Raw genomic sequence first — 18,657 nt, 5'->3', positions numbered from 1 at the left:
TTCCCCCGGGGCCGGGCCGATGCCCCGGCTCTACCCCGACGCGGCGTCCCCGTCCCCGATTCCGGCCCACGACGCCGCCCCACTGACTGCACCGGCGCCTGCCGGTTGTCCCCACCCTGAGGAGCACACCATGACGACCGACCACAGCCCGGCAGATATTCATCCACGGACGGCCCTCGTGGTGGGGGCGACCGGCATCGCCGGGTCCGCCCTCGTCGAGAAGCTCACTGCCGAGGGCTGGCCCGTGCTGGCCCTGTCCCGCCGGCCGGGGGTCACGCAGGAGGGCGTGCGCTGGCTCTCCGCGGACCTGACCTCCGCCGAGGCGCTCGCCGCCGTCCTCGCCCCCGAGCACCCGACGCACGTCTTCTTCACCGCCTGGTCGCGCCGGGACACCGAGGAGGAGAACATCGAGGTCAACGCCGCCATGCTGCGCGACCTCCTCGCCGCCCTGCGCGGCAAGCCGGTGGCCCACGTGGCCCTCATGACGGGGCTCAAGCACTACCTCGGCCCGTTCGAGGCCTACGCGGCCGGGGAGATGGCGGACACGCCCTTCCACGAGGAGGAGCCGCGCCTGCCGGTCCGCAACTTCTACTACGCGCAGGAGGACGAGCTGTTCGCCGCCGCGGCGGAGCAGGGCTTCACCTGGTCCGTGCACCGCGCGCACACCGTGATCGGCCACGCCGTCGGCAACGCGATGAACATGGGCCTGACCCTCGCCACGCAGGCGGCACTCTGCCGGGATGCGGGGGAGCCCTTCGTCTTCCCCGGATCGGAGACCCAGTGGAACGGGTTGACCGACATGACGGACGCCGGCCTGCTGGCCGAGCACATGCTCTGGGCGTCGACGACCCCCGGGGCCGCCGACGAGGCGTTCAACATCGTCAACGGTGACGTGTTCCGGTGGCGCTGGATGTGGCCGCAGCTCGCTGCCTGGTTCGGCGTCGACTGGGAAGGCTACGACGGCGCGCCGCGGCCCCTGGAGCAGGCGATGGCCGGGCGGCAGGAGCAGTGGGCGGACCTCGCCGGGCGCCACGGCCTGGCGGAACTCCGTCTGGACCGCATGGCCTCCTGGTGGCACACGGACAGCGACCTCGGACGGGGGATCGAGGTGGTCACGGACATGGGCAAGAGCCGCGTGGCCGGTTTCACCGGGTACCGGCGGACCCTCGACGCGTTCACCACCCTGTTCGAGCGCTACCGGGCGGAGAAGCTCATCCCCTGACGCGCCGCCGTGCGAAGAGCTAGTAGCGGACGACGGGCGTGACGGTGACGTCGTCCTCGGTCACCGTGAGATCGGCCTCGAACTCGAACGGGACGGTCTCGGACACGTCCCGGACCGCCCCGGAGAAGAAGTCGCGCAGCTGGGTGTCGATCCGCGCGGACCCGGACAGCGGCGCCAGGAGCCAGTCGCCGCCGTCCGGGGTGATCGTCACGGCGGGATACTCCTCGATGGACCAGGTGATGTCCCCGGCCAGGCGCTCGTTCGTCACGTAGTTGAAGGGGCAGTTGGTGGGCTGGAAGACGGTCTGCTTCGCGCACCCGTCGAGGAAGGCCCGCAGTTCGTCGTCGATCGCCTGGGTGAGTTCCGGCGTCGCCTCCGTGGCCAGGGTCAGGGGAGGCGGGGGCTCCTGGCCCGTCACCACGGCGTGCTGGACGGGGGCGGCGAAGTACTGCCCGTCGTACTGGGCCGTGATCGACGCCGGGTAGAAGGAGGCCAGGCCGGCCGTGCCGCCGGGAAGCCCGACGTCGGTGCCGTTCACGGCGGCCTCCACGGTGTTCCGGGCCGTCACCTGGACGACGGGCAGCACGGATTCCTCGAAGCGCCAGACGTTAAAGAAGCCCCACTCGGTGTCGATGCGCTCGAGCGGGAAGACCGTGCTCGTCTCCGCGCCGTCGAGCGTGTAAGTCACGGGCACCTCGACGCGGTCGGCGCCCGCGTCCCGGGCCTCGCCGATCGCGACGTCCTCGACAGCCGCACTCGCCGTCCGCAGTGCCTCGCCGTCCAGCAGGACGGGGTTGGACCCCTCCGGGACCGAGGCGTTGAGCAGGCCCAGAGCCTGCCCGCCGTCGCCGTCGCGCAGCGCGTCGAAGTACAGGTCCACCTGGTGTTCGGGGCTGTAGAGCCGACCGTTCATGAAGGAGACGGTGGTGATGAAGGCCGCGCCCACGAGCAGGAGCCCCAGCAGCCACGCTGCGAGGACCTTCATGACCGGGGAGATGTGCACGGTTCCACGTTACCGGGTGGGCCCGCATCAGCCAGGGGCGAAGCCCAGGGCGGTACCGACGACGGCGCACACGAGACCGGCGATCGCGAGGCGGCGCGACCCCCGATGGGGCGCCTCGAGCGACCAGTGGGTGGGGTGCCGGGCCCGGTAGAAGATCGTGACGTCCTCACCCGCGGGCAGCGGGGGAGGGGCGGGCGTCCGGTCGCGCCGCCGTCGTGAGCCACTGGACCACAGGGCTTCGATGATGCGGACCCGGTGGTCGTGCCAGCGCAGGTAGGGGTGACCCTCGTGCTCGAACGTGATGGCCTGCGTCCTGATCCAGGAGCCGTCCACGAGCCGGACGACGAGCGCGGCGGCGAGCAGAACCAGCCCCAGCACCGTGAGGGTGGAACTGGTGATCTCGATCAGCATGACCGGGGTCCGTCGGGACGCATCGTGCAGATGCCGCCGCGAGCGGTACCTGCGTGTTCGACCATGGAGCCAGACTACACAGCAGGACCGGCACCCTCCGGGTGCCGGTCCTGTCCATGGGGTACGTCGAGCGCGGGTGCGGGGGAGTCCTGTCAGCCCGCGGAGTGCTTGCCGCCGGCAGCCGTCGCGCCGCCCGTGCGCCCGGCGTCGACGGTGGCGGAATCCCTCACCGCTCCGTCGCTTCCGTTGGCGCTGCCGGACTCCGAGCGGCCGTCGGCCCGCTGGGCCGTCGCAATCTCCTCGGCACGCTCCTCGGCCGCCTCACGGGTCAGGGCGGCTCCGGCCTCGGCGTCCCGCGTCAGGTTCTCCCCGGACTCGGCATCGAAGAGGTGGAGCTTCCGGGTGTCCACCCAGAGTTCCGATTCGCGGCCGCCCCGGATGCGGCTCGAGGCGTCGAGGGTGACGACGACCTGCGGGCGCAGCTCGTCGGCGTCCATCTCGCGGGCGAGGCTGTTGAGCAGCTCCCGCATCTCGGGCGCCGGATCGAAGGTGATGTACCCGTACTGCTCGTTGCCGAGCCATTCGGTGTGCGTCAGGGTCGCTGCGAAGGTCGAACCGTGGGGCCGCTTGCTGTCCTCCACCAGCTTCGCGTCCTCGAAGAACTCGGGCCGGACGCCCACGAGGACCACCTTCTTGCCGGCCGCCGTCCGCGCCTTCTCCTCGGGGATCTCGAGGTCCCCGATGGCAGTCTTGAGGGTGGTGCCCTCCAGGGTGGCCGGCAGGAAGTTCATCGACGGCGAGCCGATGAAACCGGCCACGAACAGGTTCCTCGGCTGCTCGTACAGCTCGCGCGGCGAGGCGATCTGCTGCAGCTCGCCCTTCTTCAGCACGGCAACGCGGTCGCCGAGGGTCATCGCCTCGGTCTGATCGTGGGTGACGTACACGGAGGTGACGCCGAGGCGCCGCTGCATCTGCGAGATCTCGGACCGCATCTGACCGCGGAGCTTGGCATCGAGGTTGGAGAGCGGCTCGTCGAAGAGGAAGGCGTCCGCCTGCCGGACGATCGCACGGCCCATGGCGACGCGCTGCCGCTGGCCGCCGGAGAGGTTGGCAGGTTTGCGCTGCAGGTGGTCGGTGAGTTCCAGGGTCGCTGCGGCGTCGGTGACGAGCTTGTTGACCTGTTCCTCGGAGTGCTTGCCCTTGGCCAGGCGCAGGGGGAACGCGATGTTCTCGTACACCGTCAGGTGCGGGTACAGCGCGTAGTTCTGGAAGACCATCGCCAGGTTGCGGTCGCGGGGAGCCTTGTCGTTGACGCGCTGCCCGTCGATCAGGAGATCGCCGTCGGTGATGTCCTCGAGGCCCACGATCATGCGCAGCAGCGTGGACTTCCCGCAGCCTGAGGGGCCGACGAGGATGATGAACTCGCCGTCGGCGATGTCGATGCTGATGTCGTTGACGGCGGGGAACCCGTCGCCATATTTCTTGACCAGGTGGTTGAGGGTGATTGAAGCCATGGTGCGAATCCTTTACTTGAACCGGGGGCGTTAGCCCTTGACGGCGCCCGAGGTCAGGCCTGAGACGATCTGGCGTTGGAAGAGCAGGACCAGCAGGACGACCGGGATCGTGACGATGATCGCGGCCGCCGAGATGGCGCCCGTTGGTGACTCGAACTGCGAGGCTCCGGTGAAGAAGGCGAGCGCCGCCGGGACGGGGCGGGCCGCTTCGGTGGAGGTCAGCGAGATGCCGTACACGAAGTCGTTCCAGGCGATGAAGAAGGCGATGATCGCCGTCGTGAAGACCCCCGGTGCGGCCAGGGGGATGATCGCCTTGCGGAAGGCCTGCCAGGTGGTCGCCCCGTCCACCTGGGCCGCCTGCTCCAGCTCCCACGGGATCTGCCGGAAGAACGCGGCGAGCGTCCAGATGGAGATGGGGAGGGTGAGCGAGAGGTACGGGATGATCAGGCCGAGCCAGGTGTCGTAGAGGCCGATGGTGCGCCACAGGTTGAACAGCGGGGTCACGATGGAGATCACGGGGAAGATCGAAACGGCCAGTGCGGTGGTCAGGATCACCTTCTTGCCGGGGAAGTCCAGGCGGGCGATCGCGTAGGCGCAGAGCGTCGCCAGGACGACGGCGACGAACGTCGCGATCAGGGCGATGCCGACGGAGTTGCGCAGCGCCGAGAGGAACAGGCCCTGGGCGTCGCCGACCAGGATCTGCTCGTAGTTGCTCGTCGTCGCCGTGCCCGACGAGGGGAGGAACTTGCCGCTCGTGAGATCACTCGGTGTCTTGAAGGACGTAGCAAGGATCGAGGCGACGGGGAACAGTGCGTAGATCATCACGAGGACCGTGATGATCGCCCACAGGACCTTGTGCCTGGTGGTGTTGTTCGTCATTATTTTCCTCCCGTGGATCCGGCGAGATCGACCTTGAACAGCTTGATCGCCACGAAGCAGATCAACAGGACGCAGAGGAACAGGAGGACGGAGACGGCGGAGCCGAGCCCGATCTCGAGCCTGCTGATCGATTGCCGGTAGGCGAGCAGCGAGAGGACTTCCGTGCCGTAGGCGCCGTTGGTCATGATGAACACGTTGTCGAAGATGCGGAAGGCATCCAGTGCCCGGAAGAGGACCGCGACCATGATCGCGGCCTTCATGTTGGGGATGATGACCTTGCGCATCTGCTCCCACCAGGTGGCGCCGTCGACCTTCGCCGCCTCGGTGAGCTCGTCCGGAACCTGGGCGAGACCGGCGAGGAGCAGCAGCGAGATGAACGGCGTGGTCTTCCAGATCTCTGAGGCCATGATGACGAACAGGGCCGTGCCGCCCTGGGCGAACCAGTTGAGATTCTCGTCGATACCGGGCACCCAGCTGAACCAGTTGTTCACATAGCCGGAGTTGATGTCGAACGCGTAGAACCAGGCGAACGCCGAGACCACGGTGATGATGCCGTACGGCACGAGGATCGCCGTTCGCAGCGGTCCACGAATGGACTTCAGGGCCTTGTGCATGACGAGTGCGAGGGCGAAGCCGAGCACGAGTTCGACGACCACGGTGACCACGGTGATGAACACGGTGGTCCGGAGTGCGATCCACCAGACCGGGTCCGTGAGGATCACGGCGTAGTTCTCGAAGCCGATGAACGCCCGCTCGTCCGGAGCCGTGAGGCGGAACTGGAAGAGGGAGTCGTAGACCGCTTGGAGGATCGGGTACAGCGTGACTGCGAGCATGACGACGAATGCCGGCCCGGCAAGGATCCAGCCGAGCCGCCGTTCCGCGCGGGCCCGGTCGCTGTACTGGATGCGCGGCTTCCTGCCCCGGCCGTTGCCGTTGCCCTTGCCTGCGTCCAGCTTCGGGCCGGGCTCGGTGGGTGACGCCGTCGTTGTCTTCGCTGGGATGGCGGAGGTCACAGGAGTTGCTCCCCTCTGAGGACCGATGTGATGAAGTCGCTCGACGTCTCCGGAGTGGTGTCGGGATCGACGTCTGCGGGGGGCGCCCAGCGCTGCTGGATGCCGGTGGAGACCTCGTTGTAGAACGGGGTCTGCGGGCGGGGTGCTGCCAGCTGGAGCGAGTCCCGGATGGTGTCGGCCATCGGGAAGGACTCCTCGATCCGCGGGTCCTCATAGGCTTCGGTGTTGGCCGGCGGGTTGCCGTTGGTCACGAAGTACTCGGCCTGGTTCTCCACCGACACGATGCACTCGATCGCCTCGTACGCCAGCTCCGGATTGTCGCTCTCGGCGCCGACGCCGAGGTTGATGCCCCCGAGCGGCGGTGCGGACTCCTGGTCCTCCGACATCCTCGGGTAGATCCCCCAGCCGATGTCGTCGAGAACCGCCTGGTCCAGGGTGCCGGCCTCGACGGCACCCGCCGTTGCGGGGAACACGAACGGCCAGTTCACCATGAAGGAGCCCGAGTCGCCCTGGAAGCCGATGAGCGAGGCATTCTCGTCCTGCGTCGGGAGACCGGGGCCGCCCAGGCCGTCCTTGCCGATCGTCGAGATCACGTCGGCCGCAGCGACGCCGGCTTCGGTGTCCAGCCCCAGTTCGACCGTTTGGGCCGTGGCCTCCGGGTCGACGATGATGGATCCGCCCGCGGATTCGATGAGTGCGTTCACCCAGACCGTCATGGATTCGGCCTGCGCGCCCTGCACCCCGAGGGTCTTGTCCTCGGCCCGGGCGGCCTCCATGATCTGCTCCCAGGTGACGGGTCCGCTCATATCGAGGCCCGCGGCCTCGGCCACTGATTTCCGGTACCACAGGATCTGGGTGTTGGCCCAGAAGGGCACCGTGACGAGCTCGTCCTTCCAGGTCGCCCCGGCGATGGCCCCCTCGACGACGTTCTCGGTGGTGGCCTGGGCGACGTCGTCCGGCACCGGCGCGAGGAATCCCGGCTCGGCCAGTTCGGGAACGAACGGTGGATCGAGGCTCATGATGTCCAGCGACGTGTCCCCCGCCGCGAGGCGGCGGGCGAGCTGTTCACGCTGCGACGCGGCATCGTTCGGGAGGAGCGAGGTCTCGATGCGGTAGCGGCCCCCGGACTCGTCGCTGCATTTCTGGGCGATCTCCGCCTGGCCCCCGGCGTCGGGGTTGATGTACCAGGTCAGGCTGTTGTCGGCCTCCGCGGGACCGCACCCGCTCATGGCCATCGTGCCGATCACCAGACCCGCCATGACGGCGGCCTTCGGGCGGCTCTTCACGGCATTGCGCGTTCTTCGACTGATCGGCATTCGTACCGAGCCTCCACATCCTCGTAGACAGCCCGGCTGACGGTTCGAGCGAATCGACAGCCTAAGCAAGCTTGCTTTCCGACCCTATGCCTTGGGAGCGGGATGCGCTAGGCAACCTGTTCGGTGTTACACGACCGGAACCGGAGGCTGCGCGGGCGCGGCCGGACGTGGTAGGACGACTGCCGCGTCCCGGGCCGGGTCAGGCTGGGACGGTGGTGCTGTCCAGGGCGAACGGCGGCCGCTCGAGGCCCTCGGTGACGGCCTCGGCCGGATCGGTGCCCCGCTCGACGATCCGGTTGTCGGCGTCCACGTGGACCACGGTGGGGGTGAACGCGCGGGCTTCCTCGGTGGTCATCTGTGCGTAGGCGATCAGGATGACGAGATCGCCGGGCTGCACGAGGTGCGCCGCGGCGCCGTTGATGCCGATGACCCCGGATCCCCGGACGCCCGCGATGGTGTAGGTCTCGAGCCGGGCGCCGTTCGTGACGTCGACGATCGAGACGAGCTCGCCGGGCAGGATGTCGGCGGCGTCGAGCAGGTCGAGGTCGACGGTAACCGAGCCGACGTAGTGCAGATCGGCGTGGGTGACCGTGGCGCGGTGGATCTTCGAGGCGAACATTGTGCGGATCATCGCCTCAAGGATACTGCCGATCAGGTCCACCGCGGGCAGGCCGCCGGGTGTCCTCGGGCACATTCGGCGGACCATCGAGGCCCGGCCGAGGGGAAAGAGAGCGGGCGACGGGAATCGAACCCGCGTATCGAGCTTGGGAAGCTAGCGCTCTACCATTGAGCTACGCCCGCACTGCAGTTGAACTGCTCCATCACCTTACAACAGTTCCTCCGGCGTGCCGTCCCCGGCCGCGGTGGTGGGGCCGGAACCTTCGCCGGGACCCGGTGCCGGCCGGGCCCGGCCGGCCTCGCGCGCCCGCTCGATCAGTTCCCGCCACGGCTCCCCGAGCCGGCTCTCGGGCACGGAAACCTCGGTGTAGCCGACGGTGATGCGGTAGGTGAAGCGGTCCCGCGCGGGGTCCGGCGGGCCGGCGTCCTGCATTCCCTTCCCGGGGCCCGCTTCGGCCTCCGCGAGCGGAAGCCAGCGCTCCTCGGCCTCCGCCCGGCTGACCTCCAGGCTCCACGTCCGCGTCATCCCGCCGACGCCGCCCGAGCGGGTGATCTCGATCCTCACGGCAGGACGCCCACCGCGGACCAGGCGTCGGCGACCGCGCCCGCCTCGCGGCCGGTGGCCCCGAACCGCGCCCCGGCCGCGGCTGTCGTCGCGGCCGCGAACGTCGGGAAGTCGCAGTCGGTAGGGATGCTGCCGCCGAGGACGGCGTCGTACCAGATCCGCCCGGCGCCCTCCCAGGCCCGGCCACCCAGGGCCGTCGCGGCGAGGTAGAAGGCATGATTGGGGATCCCGGAGTTGATGTGCACCCCGCCGTTGTCCGACGCCGTCTCGACGTAGTCCGCCATGGTCGCGGGCTGGGGGTCCCTGCCGAGCACGTCGTCGTCGTACGCCGTGCCCGGTGCTGCGAGCGAGCGGAGGGCGACGCCCTGCACCGCCGCGGTGAACAGGCCGGCGCCCACGAGCCAGGAGGCCGCGGCGGCGTCCTGGCCGAGGGCGCGCTGTTCCACGAGGACCCCGAAGACGTCCGAGAGCGATTCGTTCAGCGCACCCGACTGGCCCTGGTACTCGAGGTTCGTGGAGTACTGGGTGACCCCGTGCGTGAGTTCGTGGCCGATGACCGTGAGGGACGCCGTGAAGCGGCCGAAGATCTCGCCGTCGCCGTCGCCGAAGACCATCCGCTCGCCGTCCCAGAAGGCGTTGTCGTAGGCGGTCCCGTAATGCACCGTCGCAGCGAGGTCCATGCCGGCGCCGTCGATCGACGAGCGCCCGTACTCCTCGCTGAACAGCCGGTAGGTGGACCCGAGGCCGTCGTAGGCCTCGTCGGCGGACGGGTCGCCCGTCGCTGCACCGCCCTCGCCCCGCACCAGGGCGCCGGGGAGGACCTCCCGGCCGCCGGCATCATGGATGCGCCGCGTCAGCGTCCCGACGACGGCGGACGGGCGCCGCACCGGCGCCCGGAGCGACTCCTCGCGTGCCTGCCGCAGCGGATCCAGTTCCCGCAGGGCGCGTCGTGCGGCGTCGGCCGCGACGGCGAACCGTGCGTCCTGCCGGGCGGCGAGGCGCATCAGCAGGTGCGGCGGGACGATGCTGCAGGGGGTACGCGGCAGGGTGTGCGACATGGGGCCTCCTTCGGCTGGTCCCAAGGTAGACCCGCGAGCCGACATTCCGGCCGCGCCCCGCGGCACGTAGGGTGGGCCGCATGAGCGTGGAGCGGAACACCCGTGGCCTGGAGCAGGGCATCGAGCGGGACTTCTCGGACAGGATGAGCTACGGGTCCTACCTGGAGCTGGACCGGCTGCTCGCCGCGCAGCATCCCGTGAGCTCGCCGGAGCACCACGACGAGATGCTGTTCATCATCCAGCACCAGACCTCCGAGCTGTGGCTGAAGCTCGTGCTCCACGAACTCCGCGCCGTCCGCGTGCACCTTCGGGCCGACGACCTGCGGGCCGCGATGAAGGGTATTGCCCGCATCAAGCACATCCAGCGGTCGCTGACCGAGCAGTGGTCCGTCCTGGCGACCCTCACGCCGTCCGAGTACGCGGAGTTCCGCGGCGACCTGGGGTCCTCGAGCGGCTTCCAGTCGTACCAGTACCGTGCCGTCGAGTTCCTGCTCGGCAACAAGAACGCCGCCATGCTCGAGGTGTTCGACGCCGACCCGGCAGCGCACGCCCTGCTCTCGGAACTGCTGGGGACCAGCAGCGTATATGACGAGTTCATCGGACTCCTCGCCCGGCGGGGTTATGCGATCCCGGCGGAGCTGCTCGAGCGCGACGTCAGCGTCGCGCACGTGTTCACGCCCGCGCTCGTCGCGGTCTACAAGGAGGTCTACGAGGATGCCGCGGGCCACTGGGATGTCTACGAGGCCTGCGAGGAGCTCGTGGACCTCGAGGACAACTTCCAGCTGTGGCGCTTCCGGCACCTCAAGACCGTCGCGCGGACCATCGGGTTCAAGACGGGGACGGGCGGCTCCTCCGGCGTCGGCTTCCTGCAGCGGGCCCTGGAGCTCACGTTCTTCCCCGAACTGTTCGCCGTCCGCACGGAGATCGGACGCTGATCCGCCGCGGGAACACGGCGCGCCGGACTGGTAACTTTGGACGGTGCTGATCTCCGACCGCGACATCCGAGCAGAACTGGCAGCCCAGCGGATCGTCCTCGAACCGCTCGATCCGGCCATGGTGCAGCCCTCCAGCGTGGACGTCCGTATCGACCGGTACTTCCGGCTCTTCGACAACCACAAGTACGCGCACATCGACCCCGCCGAGGACCAGCCGGAGCTCACGCGCCTGGTCGAGGTGGCGCCGGACGAGCCGTTCATCCTGCACCCCGGCGAGTTCGTCCTCGGCTCCACCTACGAGACGGTCACGCTGCCCGACGACATCGCCGCGCGCCTCGAGGGCAAGTCCTCGCTCGGCCGGCTGGGGCTGCTCACCCACTCCACCGCCGGGTTCATCGACCCCGGCTTCTCCGGTCACGTGACCCTCGAGCTGTCCAACATGGCCACGCTGCCGATCAAGCTGTGGCCGGGCTCGAAGATCGGCCAGCTGTGCTTCTTCCGGCTCACGTCCCCGGCCGAGCACCCCTACGGCTCGGGCGAGTACGGCAACCGCTACCAGGGACAGCGAGGCCCGACGGCGTCGCGCAGCCACCTGAACTTCCACCGCACCAGCATCTGACCGGCGGTATCAGGCCTCCGTGCTCAGGCCTCCGGCACGACGGCGCGCGTCACCTGCGCCGGCGGCCTGACCGGGAGCAGGAGCAGCAGCCCAGCGAGGAGGACCACGAGGATGCCGATCACGCCGTAGAGCTGTGAGCCGAAGAGTCCGATGCACAGGGCGAACAGCGCCGGCGCCAGGAAGCTGACGGCCCGCCCCGTCGTCGCGTAGAGGCCGAACAGTTCCCCCTCGTCGCCCACGGGTGCGAGGCGGGCGAGGTAGCCGCGGGAGGATGATTGCGCCGGGCCGACGAAGAGCGTCAGCAGCAGGCCGAACACCCAGAACGTCGTATCCGCGGTCCAGTTTATGCCGAAGAAGGAATACGATCCGGTGCCCAGGACGAGGATCGCCGTCCCGGCTACGAGCAGCCCGACCAGAGCGCCGATGATGACCCGCTTGGGCCCGATGCGGTCGTCGAGGAACCCGCCGAGAACCGCCCCGATCGCGGCGATGACGTTCGCGGCGATGGCGAAGACGATCACCATGCTCGTCGAGAACCCGAAGGTCCCCGCCGCGAGGATGCCGCCGAACGTGAACACCGCCGCGAGCCCGTCCCGGAAGACGGCGCTGGCGAGCAGGAAGTAGATGGTGTGCGGGCTCTGGCGGTAGATCGCCTTCACGCGGCGCACGAGCAGGCCGTAGGAGGCGAAGAAGGCCACCCGGGCCGCCGCGGCCTTCCGGGGGACCTCGGGCACGGTGAACATCACGGGCAGGGCGAACGCCGCGAACCACAGGGCGGAGAAGACGGCGACGAGGCGGATGTTCAGTCCGTTCTCGCTGGAGCCCCCCGGCCAGGGGACGATCGGCTCGATGAAGACCACGAGGACCACCACGAGGGCGACGATCCCGCCGACGTAGCCCATGGCCCAGCCGAACCCGCTGACGCGCCCGATCGTCGCCGGTGTGGAGACCTGGGTCAGCATGGCGTTGTAGTTGACGCCCGCGAACTCGAAGAAGATGTTCGCCGCCGCGATGAGGGCGACACCGAGGATCAGCATCTCCGGGCTGGGGAAGACGAAGAAGCACAGGGCTGTCAGGACGGCGACGATCGCGCTGTTCACCCCGAGCCACAGCTTCCGGCGGCCCCCGGAGTCCGACCGCTGCCCGATGACGGGGGCGAGCAGTGCGATGAGCAGTCCCGCCGCCGCGAGGCCCCAGCCGAGGACCTGGGACGCGCGCGCCTCGCCGCCGAACGCGTCCGACGTGAGGTACACCGTGAACACGAAGGTGGTCATCACGGCGTTGAAGGCGGCAGACCCCCAGTCCCACGACGCCCACGCCATCACGGGCCGGCTGAAGATGCGGCCGGAGCCGGCGCGGGCGGGAGCCGGCGCTTCCGCCGGGGAGGGAAGCGGCTCGTGGGTACTCATAGCGTGAATGCTAGCGCCGTATGATCCCTGTCACTCCGCGCCGCACGGACGCGGCGGCAGAAGGCGGGCCCCGGGTAACAGTGAAAGGTTGAAGCATCCGCGACGGTAGACTGGGAGGAGCCCGACCGTCCCCCCCAGCGGAAGATCGAGACTTCATGCTCCCCGTGCTCATCGCGATGTTCGCGCTGGCACTCGTGGCGCCCTTGCTCTTCTCCCGCTTCGGCCGATCGGCCTTCTTCGTCCTCGCTGCTGCGCCCGCCGCCGGCTTCGTCTGGCTCCTGACCGAGCTCCCGCGGGTCCTGGCATCCGACCAGGCCGCGCCGAACGGCAGCCCGGACGCCCCGCCGTCGCTGACCATCCCCTGGATCCCCAGCCTGCAGGTCGAGCTGACCTTCCGGCTCGATGCCCTCGCGGCGGTCCTGTGCGTCCTGATCCTCGGCGTCGGCGCCCTCGTCCTCTTCTACTGCGCCCGCTATTTCAAGAACGACGACCCCGACGTCGGCGCGTTCGGCGCCCAGCTGCTCGCCTTCGCCGCCGCGATGTTCGGGCTGGTCACTGCCGATGACCTGATCCTGATGTTCATCTTCTGGGAACTGACCACCATCCTGTCCTACCTGCTGATCGGGTACTCGCGGCAGCGGCTCTCCGCCCGGCGCTCCGCCCTGCAGGCGCTGATCGTGACGACGTTCGGCGGCTTGGCGATGCTGGTGGGCGTGGTCATCCTGGGGCAGGAGGCCGGGACCTACCGCATCTCCGAGATCCTGGCCGACGCCGGCACCCTCGCCGCCGGCGGCCTGCTGATCGACGTCGCGATCGGCCTCGTGCTGGTCGGTGCCATCACGAAGTCGGCGCTCGTCCCCTTCCACTTCTGGCTGCCCGGGGCCATGGCCGCGCCCACGCCCGTCAGCGCCTACCTGCATGCGGCGGCGATGGTGAAGGCCGGCGTCTTCCTGGTGGCGCGGTTCGCCCCTGGGTTCACGGAGACCGCGTTCTGGTACCCCGTGATCTTCGGCCTCGGGATGGCCACCATGCTGCTCGGCGGCTGGCGCGCGCTGCGCCAGTTCGATCTCAAGCTCGTGCTGGCCTACGGGACGGTGAGCCAGCTCGGCTTCCTGATCATGGTGGTGGGTCTCGGGGGGCGCGACGGTGCCCTCGCCGGCCTCGGGCTGCTGCTCGCACACGGGTTCTTCAAGGCCACGCTCTTCCTGGTGGTCGGCATCATCGACCACCAGTCCGGCACCCGGGACCTGCGGGTCCTGTCCGGGGTGGGCGCCACCTCGCCCGCCCTGTTCGCCGTCGCGCTCGTCGCCGCCGCGTCGATGGCCGGGGTGCCGCCGCTGCTGGGTTTCGTGGCGAAGGAATCGGTCCTCGAGGCGTTCGTCCACCGCGCGGAGGACGGAGCCGCCGGCATGCTCCTGCTCGGCGGGATCGTCCTCGGGTCCATCCTCACCTTCGCCTACAGCGCCCGCTTCGTGTGGGGCGCCTTCGCGCTGAAGCACGGCCGGCCCCAGACCCCGTTCACGCCGGTCCGCACGTCCTTCCTGCTGGCGCCCGCCGTGCTGGCCGTCGCCTCCGTGGTGTTCGGGCTCTGGCCCGCCCCGCTGGACGCCCTGATCCAGCCCTACCTGACCCTGTTCCCGGCCGACGGCGAGACGCCCTACCTGGCCCTGTGGCACGGCGTGAACCTCCCGCTGCTGCTCTCGATCGTCACGATCGCGGTCGGGACCGCGCTGTATCTGCTCCGCGCGCCGTTCGAACGGTTCCAGGGGCGCGTCCCGGCGGTCCGGGAGGCGGAGGTGGTCTATCGCGGGCTGATCGGCGTCCTCGACGACGTCGCCGTGTGGGTCACGGGGCGCACCCAGCGCGGCTCGCTGTCCTTCTACCTCTTCGTCATCCTGACGACCGCCGTCGTCACCCCCCTCGCCGCGCTCGTCCTGTTCGACGCGCCCCTGCCCACGGATGTCATCATCGCCGAATCACCCGCGCAGGTCGTCGCGGCGCTGGTCATCATCGTGGGCATCATCGCCGCGCTCCGGTCCACCAAGCGGTTCATGGCCGTCCTGATGGTCGGCATCACCGGGTACGGGATGGCGGCGATCTTCGCGCTGCAGGGCGCCCCCGATCTCGCCCTCACCCAGATGCTCGTCGAGACGATCGTGCTGGTCGCCTTCGTGCTCGCGCTGCGCTCCCTGCCGGCCCGGCTCTGGAACCGTGCAGGGAGCCGGCACCGTGCCCTGCGCGCCGGGCTCGGCCTGGCCTTCGGCGGCATCATGGCCGTGATCGCGATGTCCGCGATGGCCTCGCGCACTGCCGCGCCCATCTCCCTCGCCTACCCGGGGCTGGCCTACGAGGAGGGCGGCGGCGCCAACGCCGTCAACGTCCTCCTCGTCGACATCCGCGCCTGGGACACCTTCGGGGAGATCACGGTCCTCGCGATCGCCGCGACCGGGATCGCGAGCCTCATCTTCGTCCGCGGCCGCGGCGACACGCGGCGCAGGGCATCCGACGTCGAGGACGGCTCGGTGGACCGGGGCCAGGAGCCCCTCGGCGCGCGCGGACGCGCCGGGGCAGCCCGCGAGCTCGCGGCGCGGTTCACCGACGTCCCCCGCGACCCCTGGCTCGTGGCCGGGCGCACCCTCGCGCCCGAGCGCCGGTCGATCATCTTCGAGGTCATCACCCGGCTGCTCTTCCACACCATCATCGTGCTGTCCCTCTACCTGCTCGTCGCCGGTCACAACCTGCCCGGCGGGGGCTTCGCCGGCGGGCTCATGGCGGGGCTCGCCCTCGCCATCCGCTACCTGGCGGGCGGCCGGTTCGAACTGGCCGAAGCCAGCCCGGTCAGCGCCGGTGCGCTGCTCGGCATCGGGCTCGCGATCGTCTCCCTCACCGCGGCCGCCCCCCTGCTCGTGGGAGGCTCGGTCCTGGAGAGCTACATCCTCGAGTTCTGGCTGCCGGTCTTCGGCGACGTGAAGTTCGTGACCTCCACCATCTTCGACATCGGGGTCTACATCATCGTCGTCGGCCTCGTCCTGGATGTGCTGCGCAGCCTGGGCTCGGAGATCGACGAGCACAGCGATGGGGAGCGCCCCGTGGAGGAGGACCCCCGGTCCGATGCGCTCGTCCCGCCCGCCGTCGAAGGAGTCCAGCCGTGACCGTCAACCTCACGCTGATCGTCCTCTTGGCGGCGTTCTTCGCCGCCGGCATCTACCTGCTGCTCGAACGGAGCCTGACCCGCGTGCTGCTCGGCCTGATCCTCCTCGGCAACGGGGCGAACATCCTGATGCTCGCCATGAGCGGGGGCAGCGGGAGATCACCGCTCTACATTCCGGGCACCCCCGCGGAGGACTACGCGGACAGCCTGCCGCAGGCCCTGATCCTGACGGCGATCGTCATCACGTTCGCGGTCACGGCCTTCATGCTCGGCATCATCTACCGCTCATGGGTCCTCGGTCGCGAGGACGACGTCCAGGACGATCCCGAGGACCGTCGCGTCGCGGACCAGGACAGCTACGACTGGGAGGACGACGCCGACGTCGTCGCCGAGACCTCCGAGTTCTTCGACGAGGACGCCCCCGCCGAGCGCACCGGCGCGACCGCCTACGACGGCGCGGCCACGCGCGAGGTGCGGACCGCCCGAGGCGACGACGATGCCGCAGCCGGGTCCCGCAGGCAGGGGGACGCCCTGTGATCGCCGCCGACCTCGCCCCCCTCGCCATCGTCCTGCCGTTCCTCGGGGCGGCCGTCACGTTCCTGCTCATCCGCCATTCGCGGGCGCAGCGGGCCGTCAGCATCTCGACCCTCAGCGTGACCCTGATCATCGAGGTGGTGATGCTGCTCGCCGCCCCGTCCACCGGGACCCACGCCGTCAGGCTCGGCGGGTGGGAGCCACCGTTCGGGATCGTGCTCGTGGTGGACCAGTTCTCGGCCCTGATGCTCGTGGTGTCCTCCGCCATCAGCCTCGCCGTGCTGATCTACGCCGCCGGCCAGGGCATGGCCGACGGGGACGAGGACGGCCCCGTGTCGATCTTCCACCCCACCTACCTGATCCTCGTGGCCGGGGTGTCCAACGCCTTCCTGACGGGCGACCTGTTCAACCTGTACGTCGGCTTCGAGATCCTGCTGACCGCGAGCTACGTGCTCATGACGCTGGGCGGCACCGCGCCGCGCATCCGCGCCGGGGTGACGTACGTCGTCGTCAGCGTGGTGTCCTCCATGCTGTTCCTGATCAGCATCGCGATGATCTACGGAGCCACCGGCACGGTGAACATGGCGGACCTCGCGGTGAAGCTGGAGACGCTGGACCCGGCGACGCAGCTGGTGCTCCACCTCATGCTGCTCGTCGCCTTCGGGATCAAGGCCGCGGTCTTCCCCCTCTCCTTCTGGCTCCCGGACTCGTACCCCACCGCGCCCGCCCCGGTGACCGCGGTGTTCGCCGGCCTGCTGACCAAGGTGGGCGTCTATGCGATGGTCCGGGTCGAGACACTGCTCTTCCCCGGCGACCGCATCAACTCCCTCCTCATGGTCGTCGCCCTGCTCACCATGGTGGTGGGCATCCTCGGGGCGCTCGCGCAGTCCGACATCAAGCGGCTCCTGTCCTTCACCCTCGTCAGCCACATCGGGTACATGGTCTTCGGGCTGGCCATCTCCTCGCGGATCGGGCTCGGCGCCGCGGTCTACTACGTGGCCCACCACATCACCGTCCAGACGAGCCTGTTCCTCGTCACGGGGCTGATCGAGCGCCGGGGCGGGACGGCGAACGTCGACCGCCTCGGCGGACTGGCGAAGCTCTCACCGCTGCTCGGCGTCCTGTTCTTCGTGCCCGCCATGAACCTCGCCGGGATCCCCCCGTTCTCGGGCTTCCTCGGCAAGCTCGGACTCATCCAGGCGGGCGTGGAGCTCGGGACGCCGCTCGCGTTCGTGCTGGTCGCCGGGGGAGTGCTGACGAGCCTGCTGACGCTCCTGGTCATGGCCCGGGTCTGGAACCGCGCCTTCTGGCGCAGCCCCGCCGACGCCGAGGACCCGGACCCCATCCTCCTCGCGAGCAAGGCCGACGGCTCCAGCGTGGGCACCTCCCGGCACGTCACGGGCGAGGACTCCGGGCGCTTCGCCGGCAAGGACCCCGTGACGCTCCTGCCGCGCACCATGACGGGCCCGACGATCGGCCTCGTCGGCCTCGGACTCGCCCTCACGCTCCTCGCCGGGCCGCTGTTCGCGCTGAGCGACGACGCCGCGCAGGAGATGCTCGACCGCACCCCCTACATCGAGGCCGTCCTCGGGCCGGGGGCCGGCGCATGAGCCGCCAGCACATCCCCCTCGTCACCGAGCTGCCGCTCGTCATCTGGCTCGTCCTCGTCTGGGGTGCCCTGTGGCAGGACTTCAGCCCCGGCACCCTCGTGTTCGGGGCAGTCATCGCCTACGCCGTCGTGAACTTCTTCTACCTGCCGCCCCTCGAGCTGACCGGCCGGTTCAACGTGCTGTGGGTGATCCCCTTCGTGGGTCGGTTCCTCTACCAGCTGGTGATCGCCAGTGCCGAGGTGTTCTGGCTCGCCCTGTCGAAGGGTCCGTCCCTCCGGAGCGCCGTGGTGGCCGTACCGCTCCGCAGCTCCTCCGACTTCCTCGTCACGGCCACGGGCCACGCCATCTCGCTGATCCCGGGATCCCTCGTCCTGGAGGTGGACCGCTCCACCTCGACCCTGTACCTCCACTGCCTCCACATCGACTCCGAGGAGGACGCCGAGGCCATCCGGCGGGACGTCCGCGCCACGGAGGTCTGGCTGATCCGGATCATGGGCAGCCGGGCGGACCTCCGTACTCTGCAGACCCGGGAGGCCCGCCGATGATCGCCGTCGTATATGTCACAGGAGGAATACTTTCCGTCGCCGTCCTGCTGGCGCTCTACCGCGCCGTCCGCGGGCCCTCGATCCTCGACCGCGTCCTGGCACTCGACGTCGTCCTCGCCGTCATCGGCGCGGGACTGGTCCTCAACATGGTGCTGGGACGCCACCTCGACAACCTCGTGCTGCTCGTCGCGATCTCGCTCATCGGCTTCATCGGGTCCGTCACCGTCGCGCGCTTCGTCACGGACAGGAAGTAGC

Annotated in this window: 18 protein-coding genes and 1 tRNA gene; 8 read left to right on the top strand and 11 right to left on the bottom strand. The window is 69.6% G+C overall.

Features of this window, described 5'->3' with window-relative positions; genetic code table 11:
- Window positions 1-130: 130 nt before the first annotated feature.
- A complete protein-coding gene (locus C4K88_RS11125; protein ID WP_104121674.1) occupies window positions 131-1,222 on the top strand; it encodes an SDR family oxidoreductase in 1,092 nt (363 codons plus the stop codon).
- 19 nt (window positions 1,223-1,241) lie between these two features.
- On the opposite strand, the gene C4K88_RS11120 is transcribed toward C4K88_RS11125, so the two are convergent.
- The 10 genes from C4K88_RS11120 to C4K88_RS11075 all read right to left on the bottom strand — a co-directional run bounded on the left by C4K88_RS11120 (window position 1,242) and on the right by C4K88_RS11075 (window position 9,599).
- Window positions 1,242-2,225 (bottom strand): hypothetical protein, encoded by a 984-nt coding sequence (locus tag C4K88_RS11120; RefSeq protein ID WP_241521842.1) that lies wholly within the window; start codon window positions 2,223-2,225, stop codon window positions 1,242-1,244.
- 27 nt (window positions 2,226-2,252) lie between these two features.
- Window positions 2,253-2,636, bottom strand: a complete 384-nt coding sequence (locus tag C4K88_RS11115; RefSeq protein ID WP_104121673.1) for a DUF3592 domain-containing protein — start codon at window positions 2,634-2,636, stop codon at window positions 2,253-2,255.
- 152 nt (window positions 2,637-2,788) lie between these two features.
- The gene (locus tag C4K88_RS11110; RefSeq protein WP_241521841.1) at window positions 2,789-4,150 is read right to left on the bottom strand and encodes an ABC transporter ATP-binding protein; all 1,362 of its coding nucleotides are present in this window, start codon (window positions 4,148-4,150) and stop codon (window positions 2,789-2,791) included.
- A 30-nt stretch (window positions 4,151-4,180) separates the two neighbouring features.
- Window positions 4,181-5,029, bottom strand: coding sequence for a carbohydrate ABC transporter permease (locus tag C4K88_RS11105; protein ID WP_104121672.1), 849 nt, complete (start codon window positions 5,027-5,029; stop codon window positions 4,181-4,183).
- Entirely contained in the window at window positions 5,029-5,982 is a 954-nt protein-coding gene (locus tag C4K88_RS11100; protein WP_438502350.1) for a carbohydrate ABC transporter permease, read from the bottom strand. Before C4K88_RS11100 ends, C4K88_RS11105 begins: the two co-directional genes overlap by 1 nt.
- 56 nt (window positions 5,983-6,038) lie before the next feature.
- A complete protein-coding gene (locus tag C4K88_RS11095) occupies window positions 6,039-7,358 on the bottom strand; it encodes an extracellular solute-binding protein (RefSeq protein WP_193900726.1) in 1,320 nt (439 codons plus the stop codon).
- 199 nt (window positions 7,359-7,557) lie between these two features.
- A complete protein-coding gene (panD, locus tag C4K88_RS11090) occupies window positions 7,558-7,989 on the bottom strand; it encodes an aspartate 1-decarboxylase (protein ID WP_174705230.1) in 432 nt (143 codons plus the stop codon).
- 99 nt (window positions 7,990-8,088) lie between these two features.
- A tRNA-Gly gene (locus C4K88_RS11085) sits at window positions 8,089-8,159 on the bottom strand.
- A 25-nt stretch (window positions 8,160-8,184) separates the two neighbouring features.
- Entirely contained in the window at window positions 8,185-8,541 is a 357-nt protein-coding gene (locus C4K88_RS11080; protein ID WP_104121671.1) for a protealysin inhibitor emfourin, read from the bottom strand.
- Complete coding sequence (locus C4K88_RS11075) at window positions 8,538-9,599, bottom strand: M4 family metallopeptidase (protein WP_104121670.1); 1,062 nt, start codon at window positions 9,597-9,599, stop codon at window positions 8,538-8,540. The genes C4K88_RS11080 and C4K88_RS11075 overlap by 4 nt, the downstream gene beginning before the upstream one ends.
- Window positions 9,600-9,679: 80 nt before the next feature.
- Here C4K88_RS11075 and kynA point away from each other — a divergent pair, with 80 nt between their 5' ends.
- Entirely contained in the window at window positions 9,680-10,534 is an 855-nt protein-coding gene (gene kynA, locus C4K88_RS11070) for a tryptophan 2,3-dioxygenase (RefSeq protein WP_104121669.1), read from the top strand.
- Window positions 10,535-10,577: 43 nt separating this feature from the next.
- On the top strand, window positions 10,578-11,153 hold the full coding sequence (gene dcd / locus C4K88_RS11065) for a dCTP deaminase (protein ID WP_043441600.1): 576 nt from the start codon (window positions 10,578-10,580) through the stop codon (window positions 11,151-11,153).
- A 23-nt stretch (window positions 11,154-11,176) separates the two neighbouring features.
- Here dcd and C4K88_RS11060 read toward each other — a convergent pair whose 3' ends face one another.
- Complete coding sequence (locus tag C4K88_RS11060) at window positions 11,177-12,562, bottom strand: MFS transporter (RefSeq protein WP_104121668.1); 1,386 nt, start codon at window positions 12,560-12,562, stop codon at window positions 11,177-11,179.
- A 155-nt stretch (window positions 12,563-12,717) separates the two neighbouring features.
- Here C4K88_RS11060 and C4K88_RS11055 point away from each other — a divergent pair, with 155 nt between their 5' ends.
- From C4K88_RS11055 to C4K88_RS11035, 5 genes are read left to right on the top strand one after another with little or no spacing between them, the layout of a single operon-like run.
- Window positions 12,718-15,714, top strand: a complete 2,997-nt coding sequence (locus C4K88_RS11055) for a Na+/H+ antiporter subunit A (protein WP_104121667.1) — start codon at window positions 12,718-12,720, stop codon at window positions 15,712-15,714.
- A complete protein-coding gene (locus C4K88_RS11050; protein WP_104121666.1) occupies window positions 15,711-16,250 on the top strand; it encodes a Na(+)/H(+) antiporter subunit C in 540 nt (179 codons plus the stop codon). The genes C4K88_RS11055 and C4K88_RS11050 overlap by 4 nt, the downstream gene beginning before the upstream one ends.
- On the top strand, window positions 16,247-17,857 hold the full coding sequence (locus C4K88_RS11045) for a Na+/H+ antiporter subunit D (protein ID WP_104121665.1): 1,611 nt from the start codon (window positions 16,247-16,249) through the stop codon (window positions 17,855-17,857). The genes C4K88_RS11050 and C4K88_RS11045 overlap by 4 nt, the downstream gene beginning before the upstream one ends.
- Complete coding sequence (locus C4K88_RS11040) at window positions 17,854-18,402, top strand: Na+/H+ antiporter subunit E (RefSeq protein WP_104121664.1); 549 nt, start codon at window positions 17,854-17,856, stop codon at window positions 18,400-18,402. Before C4K88_RS11045 ends, C4K88_RS11040 begins: the two co-directional genes overlap by 4 nt.
- The gene (locus tag C4K88_RS11035; RefSeq protein ID WP_104121663.1) at window positions 18,399-18,656 is read left to right on the top strand and encodes an MrpF/PhaF family protein; all 258 of its coding nucleotides are present in this window, start codon (window positions 18,399-18,401) and stop codon (window positions 18,654-18,656) included. Before C4K88_RS11040 ends, C4K88_RS11035 begins: the two co-directional genes overlap by 4 nt.
- Window position 18,657 lies beyond the last annotated feature (1 nt).

Origin of the sequence: Arthrobacter pityocampae (genome assembly GCF_002927275.1) — a bacterium.
In the GTDB taxonomy this organism is placed as follows: Bacteria; Actinomycetota; Actinomycetes; order Actinomycetales; family Micrococcaceae; genus Arthrobacter_D; species Arthrobacter_D pityocampae.
Note: the sequence above shows the minus strand (reverse complement) of the source record. Positions and strands in the feature narration are given on the sequence as shown.